The 13928-nt window shown below is 50.7% G+C and carries 15 protein-coding genes; 10 read left to right on the forward strand and 5 right to left on the reverse strand.

Translation table 11 applies throughout. The features are described 5' to 3' along the window. Position 1: 1 nt before the first annotated feature. Complete coding sequence (locus tag AC0YNX_RS30460; RefSeq protein WP_475819430.1) at positions 2-970, reverse strand: ABC transporter permease; 969 nt, start codon at positions 968-970, stop codon at positions 2-4. Positions 971-1168: 198 nt separating this feature from the next. Here AC0YNX_RS30460 and AC0YNX_RS30465 point away from each other — a divergent pair, with 198 nt between their 5' ends. From AC0YNX_RS30465 to AC0YNX_RS30475, 3 genes are all read left to right on the forward strand, one after another. Continuing rightward, positions 1169-3427, forward strand: coding sequence for an AraC family transcriptional regulator (locus AC0YNX_RS30465; RefSeq protein WP_475819431.1), 2259 nt, complete (start codon positions 1169-1171; stop codon positions 3425-3427). Between the two features lie 132 nt (positions 3428-3559). Beyond that, positions 3560-4006, forward strand: coding sequence for a HEAT repeat domain-containing protein (locus tag AC0YNX_RS30470; protein WP_475819432.1), 447 nt, complete (start codon positions 3560-3562; stop codon positions 4004-4006). Positions 4007-4015: 9 nt separating this feature from the next. Beyond that, positions 4016-4183 (forward strand): DUF3934 family protein, encoded by a 168-nt coding sequence (locus tag AC0YNX_RS30475; protein ID WP_475819433.1) that lies wholly within the window; start codon positions 4016-4018, stop codon positions 4181-4183. Between the two features lie 605 nt (positions 4184-4788). On the opposite strand, the gene AC0YNX_RS30480 is transcribed toward AC0YNX_RS30475, so the two are convergent. Beyond that, positions 4789-5676: an AraC family transcriptional regulator gene (locus AC0YNX_RS30480; RefSeq protein WP_475819434.1), complete on the reverse strand. Its 888-nt coding sequence runs from the start codon at positions 5674-5676 to the stop codon at positions 4789-4791. Positions 5677-5993: 317 nt separating this feature from the next. Here AC0YNX_RS30480 and AC0YNX_RS30485 point away from each other — a divergent pair, with 317 nt between their 5' ends. Both AC0YNX_RS30485 and AC0YNX_RS30490 read left to right on the forward strand, forming a co-directional pair. Further along, a complete protein-coding gene (locus AC0YNX_RS30485; protein WP_475819435.1) occupies positions 5994-6836 on the forward strand; it encodes a sugar phosphate isomerase/epimerase family protein in 843 nt (280 codons plus the stop codon). 18 nt (positions 6837-6854) lie between these two features. Further along, a complete protein-coding gene (locus AC0YNX_RS30490; RefSeq protein ID WP_475819436.1) occupies positions 6855-7865 on the forward strand; it encodes a Gfo/Idh/MocA family protein in 1011 nt (336 codons plus the stop codon). Positions 7866-7950: 85 nt separating this feature from the next. Here AC0YNX_RS30490 and AC0YNX_RS30495 read toward each other — a convergent pair whose 3' ends face one another. Continuing rightward, complete coding sequence (locus AC0YNX_RS30495) at positions 7951-8397, reverse strand: N-acetyltransferase family protein (protein WP_475819437.1); 447 nt, start codon at positions 8395-8397, stop codon at positions 7951-7953. 196 nt (positions 8398-8593) lie between these two features. Here AC0YNX_RS30495 and AC0YNX_RS30500 point away from each other — a divergent pair, with 196 nt between their 5' ends. Then, positions 8594-9823, forward strand: a complete 1230-nt coding sequence (locus AC0YNX_RS30500; RefSeq protein ID WP_475819438.1) for a glycosyltransferase family 4 protein — start codon at positions 8594-8596, stop codon at positions 9821-9823. 19 nt (positions 9824-9842) lie between these two features. Beyond that, entirely contained in the window at positions 9843-10025 is a 183-nt protein-coding gene (locus AC0YNX_RS30505; protein ID WP_475819439.1) for a hypothetical protein, read from the forward strand. 76 nt (positions 10026-10101) lie between these two features. On the opposite strand, the gene AC0YNX_RS30510 is transcribed toward AC0YNX_RS30505, so the two are convergent. Beyond that, positions 10102-10764, reverse strand: a complete 663-nt coding sequence (locus AC0YNX_RS30510) for a DUF1796 family putative cysteine peptidase (protein WP_475819440.1) — start codon at positions 10762-10764, stop codon at positions 10102-10104. Positions 10765-10927: 163 nt separating this feature from the next. Here AC0YNX_RS30510 and AC0YNX_RS30515 point away from each other — a divergent pair, with 163 nt between their 5' ends. Both AC0YNX_RS30515 and AC0YNX_RS30520 read left to right on the forward strand, forming a co-directional pair. Then, positions 10928-11263: a hypothetical protein gene (locus AC0YNX_RS30515; RefSeq protein ID WP_475819441.1), complete on the forward strand. Its 336-nt coding sequence runs from the start codon at positions 10928-10930 to the stop codon at positions 11261-11263. A gap of 35 nt (positions 11264-11298) precedes the next feature. Continuing rightward, positions 11299-11685, forward strand: coding sequence for a hypothetical protein (locus tag AC0YNX_RS30520; RefSeq protein ID WP_475819442.1), 387 nt, complete (start codon positions 11299-11301; stop codon positions 11683-11685). 89 nt (positions 11686-11774) lie between these two features. Here AC0YNX_RS30520 and AC0YNX_RS30525 read toward each other — a convergent pair whose 3' ends face one another. Continuing rightward, positions 11775-12719, reverse strand: coding sequence for a GDP-mannose 4,6-dehydratase (locus AC0YNX_RS30525; protein ID WP_475819443.1), 945 nt, complete (start codon positions 12717-12719; stop codon positions 11775-11777). 160 nt (positions 12720-12879) lie between these two features. On the opposite strand from AC0YNX_RS30525, the gene AC0YNX_RS30530 reads away from it, so the two are divergent. Next, complete coding sequence (locus AC0YNX_RS30530) at positions 12880-13662, forward strand: phytanoyl-CoA dioxygenase family protein (RefSeq protein ID WP_475819444.1); 783 nt, start codon at positions 12880-12882, stop codon at positions 13660-13662. Positions 13663-13928 lie beyond the last annotated feature (266 nt).

Below are 13928 nucleotides of genomic sequence, written 5' to 3' on the forward strand. Positions count from 1 at the left end.
ATTAGAATAGTTTGTTATCATCGTCAATCTTCCGCACGACATAGTTGCTGAACAACACGACGATAAAGCCCATTACCGATTGGAACAAGCCAACTGCCGAAGACATACCAATATCGCCTGACACCTTCAGCATGCGGTACACATACGTATCAATGACCTGCGTCACCGGGAACAGCTGGCCAACCTCCCTTGGCACGAAGAAGAAGAGGCCGAAGTCGGAATAGAAGATTTTGCCGATGGACAGCAGTGTCATGATGGTAATGAGCGGCATGATTAGCGGAACGGTTATGGTGCGAATGACTTGGAGCTTGGACGCGCCGTCGATCTCGGCGGCTTCGAAATATTCCTGCGAGATGCCGAGGATGCCAGCGTAGAAAATAATACTGACATACCCGAGTCCCTTCCAAATATTAATGAGAGTAAGCAGAATTGGCCAAACCCACGTTTCCGAGTAGAAGTCGAAGGATTCGTAACCAAGCTTGCTGACCCATGTACTGATGACGCCATATGGACCGATGAACGAGTACGCCATGTACGCCACGATAATCCAGGAGAAGAAGTAGGGGAAGAAGAAGACGGTCTGGTATGCCTTCAGCCATTTGCGGCTGAGCACTTCATTAAGCATGATGGCGAAGACAACGGACATGAACGTGCCGACGGCAATGAACACGATATTATAGAGAAGCGTGTTGCGAATGACGAGCAAGGCATCATTAGAGGTGAAGAAGAACTTGATGTTGTCGAAGCCGACCCAGGGACTGTGAAGAATGCCATCCGTGTAATTGATGTTCTTGAAAGCGATGAAGATGCCGCCCATCGGCACATATGAGAAGATGAGGATGATGAGAATCGCGGGAAGCGCAAGTAGGGTTAACTGCAGATTCTTCTTGAAATGTCGCGTCGGTGATAAGAAAGGGAGTTTGTTCACGAGCAAGCCGACTCCTTTGCGGATTGATGTATGCGCTGTCATTCGTACTTTGAATATAGGGTAAGCGTGCTCGGTGGGGCAATTTCTGAATTGGGATATCAGTTCGATTTGCAGCGAAAAGGGTAGTTCTCAATACCGATTTTTGTTCGGAAAGTGGTTTTTTGACCACTGGCTGGGATAAGATTCGTTGAAGAAATTTCTGCTTCTGTGATAGTGTTGAATGGAAGGAGTGGATTTGCGATGTTTAAGAAATTCGTCCTCAAAAATCCGTATCAGCTTTTTCTAACGATCCTGCTTCCCTTCCTCGTCAGCACCGTACTGCTGCTCTTTCTTCAGTCTTCTCTGCTTAACCGCAACTTCGAGAAATTCGCCCTTAGCCAAGTGTATCATCAGCAAGTGACCGACCTTCAAAACACGAGCCAAAATGTAAGCGTTCTCGAGCAGACGGCGAGATCGGTATCGACGACCGCCTTCTTCGATGATGTCATCAAGGACTTGCTCTACACAGACGTCGGCCCTGACGACTATTTCAAATACCAGAACAAGCTGCAATCGTACAAAAATATTTATCCATTCCTGCAATCCATCTACGTGTACAACGGCGAGCATATCCAGGCCGTTCCGAGACCGGAATTCGTCTATGACCGGAACAGCTTCGATGACAAAGGCATCTTCGCCATTCTTGATGATATCAAGAACAATAAATCCCACAGCATCGTCCTTCGCCAAATTCCTAATGTCCTCGCAGATATCTCTACCGATGCGCCGCAGAGTATCTATGTATATTCCTACTTATTCTTCGACTCGCAAGTATCGAGCGGCAAAGTGAATGAAGCCATTATTCTGAACATCTCGGCTGATTGGATCAAGCAGAGCATTCAGCCGCAGAGCAGCGAGAGCGGTAATCGAATATTCGTCATCAGTTCCCATGGGCAGCTGCTATCTGATGATTCGGTTCATCCGCTGATGAGTGATATGCACAGCCAAGCTTATTTTCAACAAATCAATGGCTCCAAAGTTCCGGCGGGCAGCATGCGAATGGATGTTGATGGCGTCGATTCCTTCATCACGTATACTTCGACCGATGCGTTCGATTGGAAGCTGGTCAGTATCACGCCATACCGCTACATCGTGAAAGACGTCGAGAAGATGAAGGAGAAGACTTATCTCTTCGTGCTGTTGTTTATTGTGGGCAGCATCGTGCTGTCGTTCTATTTTGCCCGCCGGCTGTTCGTTCCGATTTCGATGGTGATTCAGAACTACAATCAATTGGAGCTTGAGAAGCGGGGCGAGTTCTACGACCGAAAGCAGGAATTTCTGCGCAAAGTCATTCATTCGCGCGGACTGCTGACGCGGGAATATCTGCAGAACCAGTTCCACAAGTACGACATTACGCTGGATCCGACGGGGAGCTTCTTAATTGTGCTGCTGAAGATCGACCGATTCTCTGAGTTCTGCACGAAATACGCGAGAGGTGACCGCGATCTGCTGAAATTCGGCATGGTCAACATTGTGACGGAGCTGCTTACATCTACGTATGCGCATGAGTGTATCGAGACAGGCGAGGATCAGGTGATGATCCTGTTGCAGGTGCCGGGAGTGCAGGAGCCTTCGGGGAATCACGGGTTGAATCAGCTTCTTCAGCACATTCAGCAACAGACGCACCGTTACCTGGGCTCCACAGTATCGGTTACTTGCAGCGAAACGTTTGAATCGATCTCGCAGCTGAATTTCTATTATTTGAAGACAGTGGATTTGAGCTATTATCGCTTGATCTATGGGCATGAATGCATGATATTTAGCGAGATGATCAGCGTCAGCGGCCGTACGGATGAGATTAAGTATCCGCAGGAGCGTGATGATGAGCTGACGGAGGCGCTTATCGGCGGGCGGTTCGAGAATGCGAAACAAGCGCTGGACGAGATTGTCGCAGGTGCGTCGTCGTATAGCTACACTGCGCTGAACTCGCTCTTCATTCGCTTGCTGCTGCTCATCCGCCATGCCATTGAGGTGCTGGAGACGAACCATGCGATGAAGGTGGATTTCAATTTCAATGCGTATTTAATGAAGCTGCAGAAGATGGAGACGGTTGAGCAGATTATGACCGATTTCTTGGCGCTCTTCGACTCGCTCGCGATGGAGCTGGAGGCGAAGAAGGATAACAAATATATGAAGCTGATCGGCACGGTGACGCAAATCATTCAACGCGACCTTGCTAATCCAGCATTATCGCTGGATTCCATCGCTGAGGAAGTGGATCTGTCTCCGGCTTATCTCGGCAAGCTGTTCAAGAAGCACCGACTCGTATCGGTCGCGGATTACATTAATAATGCGAGGCTTGAGTATGCGAGTCATCTGGTCGCCTCTTCGAAGGATACGATTACCGATATCATGGAGAAGTCGGGCTTTTCCAGCCGAAGCCACTTTTTTACGCAGTTCAAGAAGGTGTACGGCATTACGCCGAGTCAGTATCGGACGAATGCGAAGCAGCTGGGGTAGCGGTTATCCTACACCGGAAGCATACAAGATTGACATTTTCCGCACATAGTAGTAGCGTTCTATAGGGCTGTAAGCTGTGAAAAGGGATATACTGCGTTATAGAAGTGGAAATTGTGAGGAGCCTGATAAGATATGGAACATACAGAAGAAGTTATGGAATCCGGTGCACCAAGCATCGAAGAATTGAAGAAATCGTCGAGCCGGATGTCGAACTGGCGAGCACGTCTTACAGCAGTCGAGGAGCTAGGCAAGCTCGGCGGGCAGCAAGCTATTGATCAGCTTGGCCGCATGGTGAAGAGCGATACGGTTCATCAAGTGCAAGCAGCTGCGCATCGCGCGTTGCAAGAGCTAGGCGAAGAGATGGAGTTACCAGTACGCAAGACTGGCGAGCTGGTCAAAGGCGTGAATAAAATTCTGCTGCGCGTGAAGAAGAGCTTGCCGGAGGGACATTCGTTCGAGGCGTTCAAAGAGAAGCTGCAGAAGATGAGATCCGACGTTTACGATATTTACGAGGGCGATAAGGAAGCGGGTTTCGATCAGTGGCTTGAGCAGACGTGGTCGTCGCTGACAAGAAAGTAGGGGACCATCATGGCAAAAGGTAAAGGCGGCACTGGCCGCGGCACCGACAAAAAAGGTTGGAACCGCTGGCAGCGCAGCGCCAACAAGGCCAAGAGCGCCCCGAAGCCGTACAAAAGCAAAGGGACCAAGAATAATGGTGAAGCCGGCAGCAATACCGGCGACAGCGCAGGTAATTAATCGCGGCGCGACGCCCGCAAGTCATTACTATGACTTGCGGTTTTTTTTATTTGCTGGGCAGGCGGTTGAATCAGCAGCCGAGATTGAACTCATCATCCGCGACACGAAACGGCGCGGAATGGCGATTGAGAGAGAGAAAAGCCTCTCTCACCGCTCAAATCCGCCGATTTGCTGTTCGAGAGAGGCAAAAGCCTCACTCAGCAATTTAACTAACCTAAATGAGCTCTGAGTGTCGGAAGCTCCGCCTCTCAGTCCAGTCAGAACGAAGGTTCGCTCGTCCACCTGTTCGGTGCTCACCTCAGAATGACTGAGAGAACGTATATGTGCTCTCAGTAACTAATTCAATAAAATTGAACGCTGAGAGAACCTATATGTGCTCTCAGCGTTCAATTTATTGCAAAAGTGCGCTAAAACACTTCCGAGAGAACACATACGTTCTCTCAGCTCCATTAACGCCTACTAAATAACATTGAGAGCACAAATATGCTCTCTCAGTATTTATACCGCTATTCAGCGAGGCTGCCTCGCCGCTACCTCAACTCCGCTTTTTTCACAGTTGCCGCGACCTGCGGCTGACCCTACTTGCGGAGCGGCTGTGCCCCCATCTACAGCACCCGCGACAGTTTGCGGTACATGCTCGGCGACAGCCCCTCCTGTTTCGAGAATTGGCGGCTGAAATAATGGATGTCCGGGCAGCCGACCGCAGCCCCGACCGCCTCTACAGACAGCTCCGTTTCACGGAGCAGCCGTCTGGCTTCGCGATGCCGCAGGGCGCGCAAATACTCGCCCGGCGGCTGCCCCGCGACTTGCTTGAACAGCTTCGCTGCATGATCCTCCGTCATGCGAAGCGACTCCGCAAGGCGCTTGCTCGGCCATGTCTCGGCCGGCGCGGTTTCCATCTGCTTCATCAGCGCCAGTATGCGCTGACCATGTACCGATTCCGCTGCGCGCTCATGCAGCGTTGATCGCGTCCGCTGCAGCTGCGACAGAATATTCAGCATGAGCGCTTTGCAGACAAGTTCATAGCCCGGAGGCCGGGCCGTGAACTCCTCGACAAGCTGCTCCATCAGCTGAACACAACCATGCGGCGGCGTATAGATCAGCTGCTCCGACAACGGTGGGAACGTCTCGTTCATCGGCTCAACACAGAACTTCTCCGCCACCGGCTGCTGCTCGTTCACCACCATATCCTCATCCGAGCTAACCTCCAGCTCGCTGAAATAATCGAAGTGAATCCCGAGCAGCTCTGCGGCAGGACTAGATACCACCTCGTTCTGGTGGTACAGCCCGGCAGGCAAATAAACGAGTTGCCCAGCCTTCCACACATGCCGCACATCATCTATCGTCGTAGCCGCTTCGCCTTGGCGCACATACAGCAGCTCATAATCATATAGCCGCCGCCGGACGAGCTTCCCCGGCATCAGCCGTTGGTACTGCGCATAGTGAATGCTCGGCGACCATTCACGATAAGGCACAACCTGTCGCTTTATCATCCTTTCACCTTCCTCTCCAGGACCGTTTCCGTCTCCTCGCCAATGTCCATCTTCTCTAGGCATCTGTCCGCTTCATCCTCATCGCAGCATCTTCTCAAGTCCCGCCGCCGCAACATTGCCCACCATCTTTCCAATGGTTTGCCTCACCGTACCGCGACTCGCTGCCAATAATCTCGGAATCGTACAAATTTTCACTCTATCCGCTAAATATTTTGCTCACAAATTCAAATATAATTAAGTTATCGCTACAATAATTATATATGTTTATGAATAGAATCGAAAACAGGAAAAACACAAATTAGGAGGATGACAACCATATGAAGAAGGGGATTAACATTTGGTCGTTCCCGCAAGGAATGACGATTGCAGAGAGCATTCGCACCGCGAAGGACGCAGGCTTCGAGGGGATTGAACTGGCGCTGAATGAAACGGGTGAGCTTAGCCTGGAGACGTCGGAGCAGGAGATCCGCGAGATCAAGTCGCATCTGGAGCAAGCGGACATTGAGATTTGCGGTCTTGCAACCGGTCTCTACTGGTCCTACTCCATGACGAGCGAATCGGAAGCGACTCGCACCAAGGCGATGGACATTACTCGCAAGCAGCTTGAGCTTGCAGCAGCTTTCAACGTTGATACGATTCTCGTTATCCCAGGCGCTGTCGGCGTCGACTTTATTCCTGATAGCGAAGTTGTTGATTACGAGCGTGCATACGATCGCGCGCTTGAGTGCATTTCCGCTCTTGCACCGGATGCGAAGGCTGCGGGCGTGAACATCGGTATCGAGAACGTATGGAACAAGCTGTTCCTTTCCCCGCTCGAGCTTAGAACGTTTATCGATACAGTAGGCTCGGACTATGTAGGTTCATATTTTGACGTAGGTAACGTCGTTCATAGCGGCTACCCGGAGCAGTGGATTCGTATTCTTGACAAGCGTATCAAGAAAGTGCATTTCAAAGACTACCGCAGACAAGCTGGCGGCCTGCATGGATTCGTAGACCTGCTTGCTGGCGATGTGAACTATCCAGCGGTTATGGAGGCACTTACGAATGTCGGCTATGACGGTTATGTCATTGGCGAGATGATCCCTTCGTATACGCATCACGGCAAACAAATCATTTACAACACTTCCCGCGCGATGGATGCAATCCTGGGCCGGATCTAATAGAGGAGCGAACTGACTATGATTAAAATCGGCTTGATCGGCTTTGGCTTTATGGGCAGAATGCATTTTGACCAATATACAAGATTGATGAAGGAAGGACATCCGGTTCAACTCGTGGCTGTATGTGACCTTCGCATCGAAGAACTGAAGAACGGCGCGGCTATCGGCAACATTGCGACGAATCAGGAGCTGTACGATCTGTCCGCCTTCAACCTGTATACGAGCATCGAAGATATGCTGGCGAATGAAGAGCTTGACATGGTCGACATTACGCTGCCGACGACGGCGCATGCGGATCTCACTTGCCAAATGCTCGAGCGCGGTCTCCACGTACTATGCGAGAAACCAATGGCGCGTTCTGCTGCAGACAGCTGGAAGATGGTTGAGACAGCGAAGCGTACTGGCAAGCAGTTAATGATCGCCCAGTGCCTCCGTTTCTGGCCTGCATACGAATACCTCAAAGCTTGCATCGAAGACGGTCGCTACGGCAAGCCGCTCGGCGGTTATTTCTTCCGCGGCTCAGGCCTTCCGCAGCCTTGGTACCTCGACGGGAGCCAAAGCGGCGGCGTGCTGATGGATATGCATATCCACGATACCGATATGATTAACTGGCTGTTCGGCGCTCCGGACAAAGTATCGACGATCGGACGCAACGTCATCCCTGGTAGCGCCTATGACATCGTCTCGACTCATTATGTGTACGAGGATGGATTGGTGCTGAACGCGCAAGCGGACTGGACGCTTCGCGGCGATTTCGGATTCGCGATGACGTACCGGGTGAATTTCGAGGGCGGCAACTTGATCTTCGAGAACAACCAAGTGACCGTTAATCCGAACGAGGGTGCTGGCTTTGTTGCTGAGCTATCTGAGGATATGGGCTACTACTTTGAAATTCGTGCGTTTACGGAAGGCATCGTGAATAACAAGCCGACGACCGTATGTACACCAGAGAGCGCAGCGCGCACGATTGATATTATTGAAGCAGAGCAGAAGTCCGCAGAATCAGGCGGCAGCTTCGTCACTCTTTAACTTGTCTTTCAACGCCAAATAAGAGACTTGCAGCCGTGAAGCGAACTTTTTCTCAAGTTCCTTCCGCCGCAAGTCTCTTTATCATTTATACGATCGAGTATGACAGCCATTTCCCCTGTACAGCCCCGGCTTGGTCAAAAAACTGCTGAGCGCGCTTGTTCTCCGCCGAGGTAATCCACGTCATATGCGAGAACCCCAGATCCTGCGTGTACTTCTGGCAAGTCATGAACAGCAGCGACTCCACTTTTGTGTTGCGGTATGGTTCAAGTACGAAGAAGTCGTTCATGACCGTAATCTTCTGCGCCTTCATCGTGCTGCGGGAGAAATACAAGGTCGCGAAGCCGACGAGCTCGCCGTCTTTCTCGGCAACGAACTGGATGCCTTCCTCTTTCTGCAGCAGCGTCTGGATGAGTTCATCTATGCTGTCATCGCCCGGCCATGGATTATTATAGAATTCCACGATATATTTATGCATCAATTCAGCTACTTTAACCACGTCTGATGCCTCGACATTCCTTACAGCAAGCGACATACCGAAATCCCCCTCAAAATGATCTTATGAATAAATATACTATATAACGGATTTATATTCAATAATCTGCATGAAGATACCTCTATTACAATTTGGTAAATAGTCCGTTGACGGGGGCGAACTGCCCGTGACTAACAAGTCGTCTCCCCAATAAAATGTAATAATTCGGACGTGCACGGGGAGGGAATCAGACAGCGTGAGAATACTACTAGCCACCTATTGGGCGATTCCGCATGTGGGCGGCGTATGGAAGTATATGCTGCAGCTCAAAGATCGGCTTGAAGCGATGGGACATACGGTCGACATGCTGGGCAATAGTCCGGACAATACCAAGATTCATATGCCGGGAACGAACAAGGAGCTGGTCAAGGATGTGCTCAGACCGCTTATTATGGCGAAGCTGAATGCATCCCGTGTCCCTCAAATCCATTTGGACCACTTTGTGCTGCACAGCGAGTTTGAACGATACTATATGGAATTGGCTGCGGCATATTTTGGCGTTGCTCAGTATGATCTGATCCATACGCATGATATTTTTGCGGCAAGGGCGTTTGAACGGGTGAAAGCGCCGCGGACGGCGCTCGTTGCTCACGTGCACGGTTCTGTCGCGCTCGAGCTCACGATGAACTATAAGCTGAACCCCCAGCTTGGCGTCAAAGAGGGCGACCCCGCTTGGCGGTACTTCAACGGCCTTGAGCATTACGGCGCTAGCGCAGGTCATGTAACGGTGACAGCAAACAACTGGCAGAAGGAGCTGCTTGTCCGTTCATTCGGCATTCAAGCGGATCGGATCTCCGTGTTTCCCTATGGACTTGATATTGATGCATTTACCAGGAAGCTGAAGCAAGGGACGACTGTGCAGCGCCCGCCTAACAAGAAAGTCATCATCTGTCCGGCACGTCTTGCTTTCGTCAAAGGAATTGATGTGCTAATTGCAGCTTTGCATCTTCTCAAGCAGCGCCGTCAGGACTGGGTGTGCTGGATTGTCGGGAACGGTGAGAAGCGTGAAGAACTGCTCAATCAGACTGCGTTGCTTCAGCTGCAGCAGGACGTACTGTTTCTTGGCGAGCGGGACGACATTCCCGGTTTGCTGAACAGCTCTGATATTTTCGTGCATGCCTGCATTCAAGATAATCAGCCATTCTCGGTGATGGAAGCACAGGTTGCCGGTTTGCCGGCTCTTGTCTCCTCTGCGGGTGGTCTGCCTGAGATGGTGCAGCATGGCGTGAACGGGCTCATTTCTCCAGTACGAGATACGGTCACACTGGCAACACAGCTTGAGATGCTTCTTGAGAATGACGCGCTCCGCCGTCAGCTCGGACATAGCGCGAGACAATGGGGAGCTAAGCAATGGTCGATGAATACGATGATGCTCAATGTGATGCGAGTCTACCAGAGCGCAATCGCGAAATCCAAACTTCCATAGAGGGGGCAAAAGAGGCTCAATGTCGAATCAGCCTTTTATGGTGCCGGCAGATTTGTACAACCGCATCTTCGCCGCACAAACGTCAGATCCGTCACTGCGAGTTGACTACGAGGTGTGGACTCGTATATTAGCAGGGCTTCCCGATGGCTACATGCTGCCGGACTGGCCAGTCCTTTCAACAATTAGCAAACTAACTTCATAACCGCATGCTGCATACTGGCACGCAAAAAGGGCTTCCTTCACGCATCTCAAGGAGGCCCTTCTCTTTTTTCCTACAGTTAAAAATCATCTTTGAGTACAATGCCCCCAAAAATCTGCTTCCACAAGTGGTTGTTCCCCTGCCAAATCTCCTCATTCGGCATCTGAATCGCGCATACGTGAGGCAGTCCCCAGTCTTGTTCAACGATGCCGGCAACTGACGTATGATTAACGACCAAGAGCCGATAGCTGCCTGCAACAAGTGTTGATAGTACATCGGTCAGCTGCTTTGTCAACTCAGGTGTCGCTTCCGTCCGGATGAATAGGATTTGTTCGCTCGTCGCTGCCTTTTCCAGGAAACGAGCCACCCTCCGATCATATTTCGCTTTCACTTCCGGGTATGCATTCAGCTCAGGCGGGAAGTTGTTATGCGTGTAGAAGTCATGGTTGGAGTAGATGTTGTACTCTTTCTCTTTCACATAATAGAGCTTGTCGGTGGCTTTGCTAATGACCTCCAAGTGGCTGTAATCCATGAATCCGGAGAAACGGTTCGCAAGCAGTCTGATCACATCAGGCAGCACTTGAGACTGCATCCAATCGAGCGGTCCGGCAAAAGGCCGCAAGTCATTGAGCTCCATCTGAATCGCAGGCAGACAGAGATCACCGAGGCTGTAGATCGTATCGTACGTTCCTTTCAACTCCGTAAGTCGCATCGCGCACACTTCCTTTCTGTTCTTAGCCATCAAACCTCTTAGATTATTAAATGCTTCATAGGTGCCGCATGCTTGGACAGTTGGAAGAGGGAGCGACACATTTGGGTTGCTGGCAGGGAGGATATGTCCTAAGCACAACGGACTGCGCTTCATACGATACTATAAACAGTATTCGGCATGAGGGAGGCATGATATGGCGATTTTTCAGCTAGCGGTAGTCCCGGGTGCGAAGGTGGATTCGAGATTCGTAGAGTCCATTGAATTAACCGTGATGAATGAGAGTGGCAAGACATTCGACATGCTTGTGCAGGTGAGCCACAACAGTGCGTCTTTCTTTGAAACTTTGCAAGAATTGAAGGCTGGCACAGGGGCTTATATAGAGGCAATACCTACGAACTACACACCATTTAACCTGCTGATTGTCACCAATTCCTTCACCTATGATACGACGACCGTGACGCTGATTGTTCGAAGCAAGGGTGTTCTTCTTGCTATTTTTACAGACAAGGATTTCGACCGCATGCCATGAGTTTGCAATCTACGTATGGATAAGGGATGGTTGCGATGAAGTTTACGGATAAAATGTTTGCGGATTCAGGAAGCTTCGCTCCCTTTCTCGTCGGTCCGGATGAGATGGTGCTTGCCTCGGTTGGACTTGCGAATATCGCGCCAGGCGATCGAATTGTACTGAGCTTCGAGATCAGCTGGGAGCGGCTGTTCGAATGGGATTCCGGAGAGCTGGAAATCATGCTTCGCGAAGGATCGGAGACAGGAACCGTCGTCTATTGGAACATGGAGTCCTGCTTCCTGCGGGCGCGTTCCACAGAGCGGCATACGATTATTGGCGGCGCAGTTGCAGCACAGCGCTATTACTTAATCGTGCGTTCGGCGGAGAAGCGGGCGCGGATTACGGGTCCCTATTCGCTTCAAGGTGCCGTATATGCACCATAAGCGGTACTAAGAAAGCCTTGAGATGATGTCGCGTCGAAGCGGCAAGCATTCAAGGCTTTCTTCTATATATGATATGCAATATCCATCCACTACCGCCGCAGCCATGAACGATAGGTCTCCGCAATCCCTTGCTCAATGCTAACTTCTGGCTCCCACTGCAGATTCATACGGGCTTTCCGATTCGCTAGGCAGCTGTGCTTAATATCGCCGGATTGCGACGGGCGGTAATGAAGAGGGATTTCGTCAGGGTGCATGTCGCGCAGCAGTTCTACGATGCGGTTCACGGACGTGCTTTTACCAGTGCTCACATGGATCGTTTCTTGATCCGCATAGCGGGCAGCCGCCAAGTTGGCGCGTACGACATCGCCGACGTAGATGAAATCTCGGGTTTGTTCGCCGTCGCCATTAATGTAGAGAGGCAGATTGCCAATTACCCGTTCCATAAAATTCGCTATGACGCCGCCCTCGCCTTTGGCCCTCTGGCCGGGGCCGTACACATTGCCATATCGGAGAATGGTGTAAGAGAGGCAGTAGAGCTGACTATACATGTGGATGTAGCGCTCAGCTGACAGTTTGGACAAGCCATAGAATGAGATCGGTATGGCGGGATCGCGCTCCGTAATCCGCTCTTTCTCCAAATTGCCGTAGACGCCTGACGTCGATGCAAAGATAATTTTGTTGACGCAAGCTTCTTTGCAAGCATCAAGAATATTTATTGTACCTGTAATATTAACGGAGGCATCGAAAGATGGCGCCAGGATAGACTGCTGTACATCCGCTCGCGCAGCTAGATGATAGACAAGCTCCGGCTTGACGGAGGCAATAATCTGCTTCGCTTCCGCTGATCGGACATCCTCCGTATGCAGCACCGCTCCGGGAGCGACCTGATCTCGGATGTTTGAGGACAGATTGTCGATGACATGGACAGTGGCGCCGCCTTCCAGTAAACCTTTGACGAGATGAGAGCCGATAAAACCAGCGCCTCCGGTGACGACTGCCTTCATGTAACGTTCAACCCCCGCGATAAAATTCATGTATTCTATCGTACGCCAGGGATTTCATTTCCGATTGAGGCATCAGCCTCTCACATCGTAATATTTCCTTATTGTGACGTCGACGGGCTTATGGACAGCTCAAGATGTAAGCGGTTAAAATAAAGAAAATGCAAGAGCGACTATGAAGGAGGAACCTGCCATGACCCTAGAACAATTGAAGCAGGCAAAAGAACAATTCGACGTTAATGGATATGCCGTATACCCGAACGTCCTCGATAAAGAACTCATCCAGGAAGCAGCGGAGCATGTGAACTGGCTGATGAAGCAGAATCCAGATCTTCGTCCGGAGAATCTCGGACATACGTTGATGACAGACGATCCATTCTGGGTGCGCCTTATCAGTGATGACCGCCTGCTAGATATTGCGGAGCAGTACATCGGACCGGACATTGCGCTGTTTGCATCCCATTATATTAGTAAACCGCCGTATGACGGTCGTCCGGTTCTATGGCATCAAGACGGCAGTTACTGGCCGCTTGACCCGATGAATGTCGTGACGCTCTGGCTTGCCGTTGATGATTCATTGCAGGAGAACGGCTGCTTGCGAGTAATCCCAGGCACTCAGACTTTGGAGCTGCAAGAGATGAAGAAGAATACGAAGACTGCTAACGTGCTTGAGTCGGAGGTAGACCCGTCACTCGTTGAAGAGGATAAAGCAGTTGATCTTATTCTCCCCGCAGGTGGTGTGTCGGTGCATCATCCGAACATCATTCACGGTTCAGAGCCTAACCATTCGCCGCTGCGTCGCTGCGGCTTAACAATCCGCTACATCCCGGCAAGTACGAAGATCACCATTCCGCAGTGGCCGTCGGCTTTCTTGCTTCGCGGCAAGGCGGTGCAGGGCATCAACGAATACTTGCCGTTCCCTAAGTATGTGGAAGGCAAACATATGCCGTTCCGAGGTTGCGAGAACTGGGCATAATCCTGACGGGGCAGCTTGTTATAAGAAAGAGTCGATGCAGCTTGCATTGGCTCTTTCTTTTGTTGTAAAATAATACCTGTTGCATATCGGTTGCGGGACATGGTATATTCTAATTCCGCCGCTGAGAGGTAAACGAAAGCGCGGTGCACGAAACGAAAACAAGTTGAAAAATAAAGCTTGCAATTGAGTTTCGATGTATGGTATATTCTAATTCCGGTCGCGAGACTGGGACAAGAAATATGACGAAATTTGTTCCTTGAAAACTG

The sequence above is a fragment of the Paenibacillus sp. J31R98 genome (genome assembly GCF_056269245.1).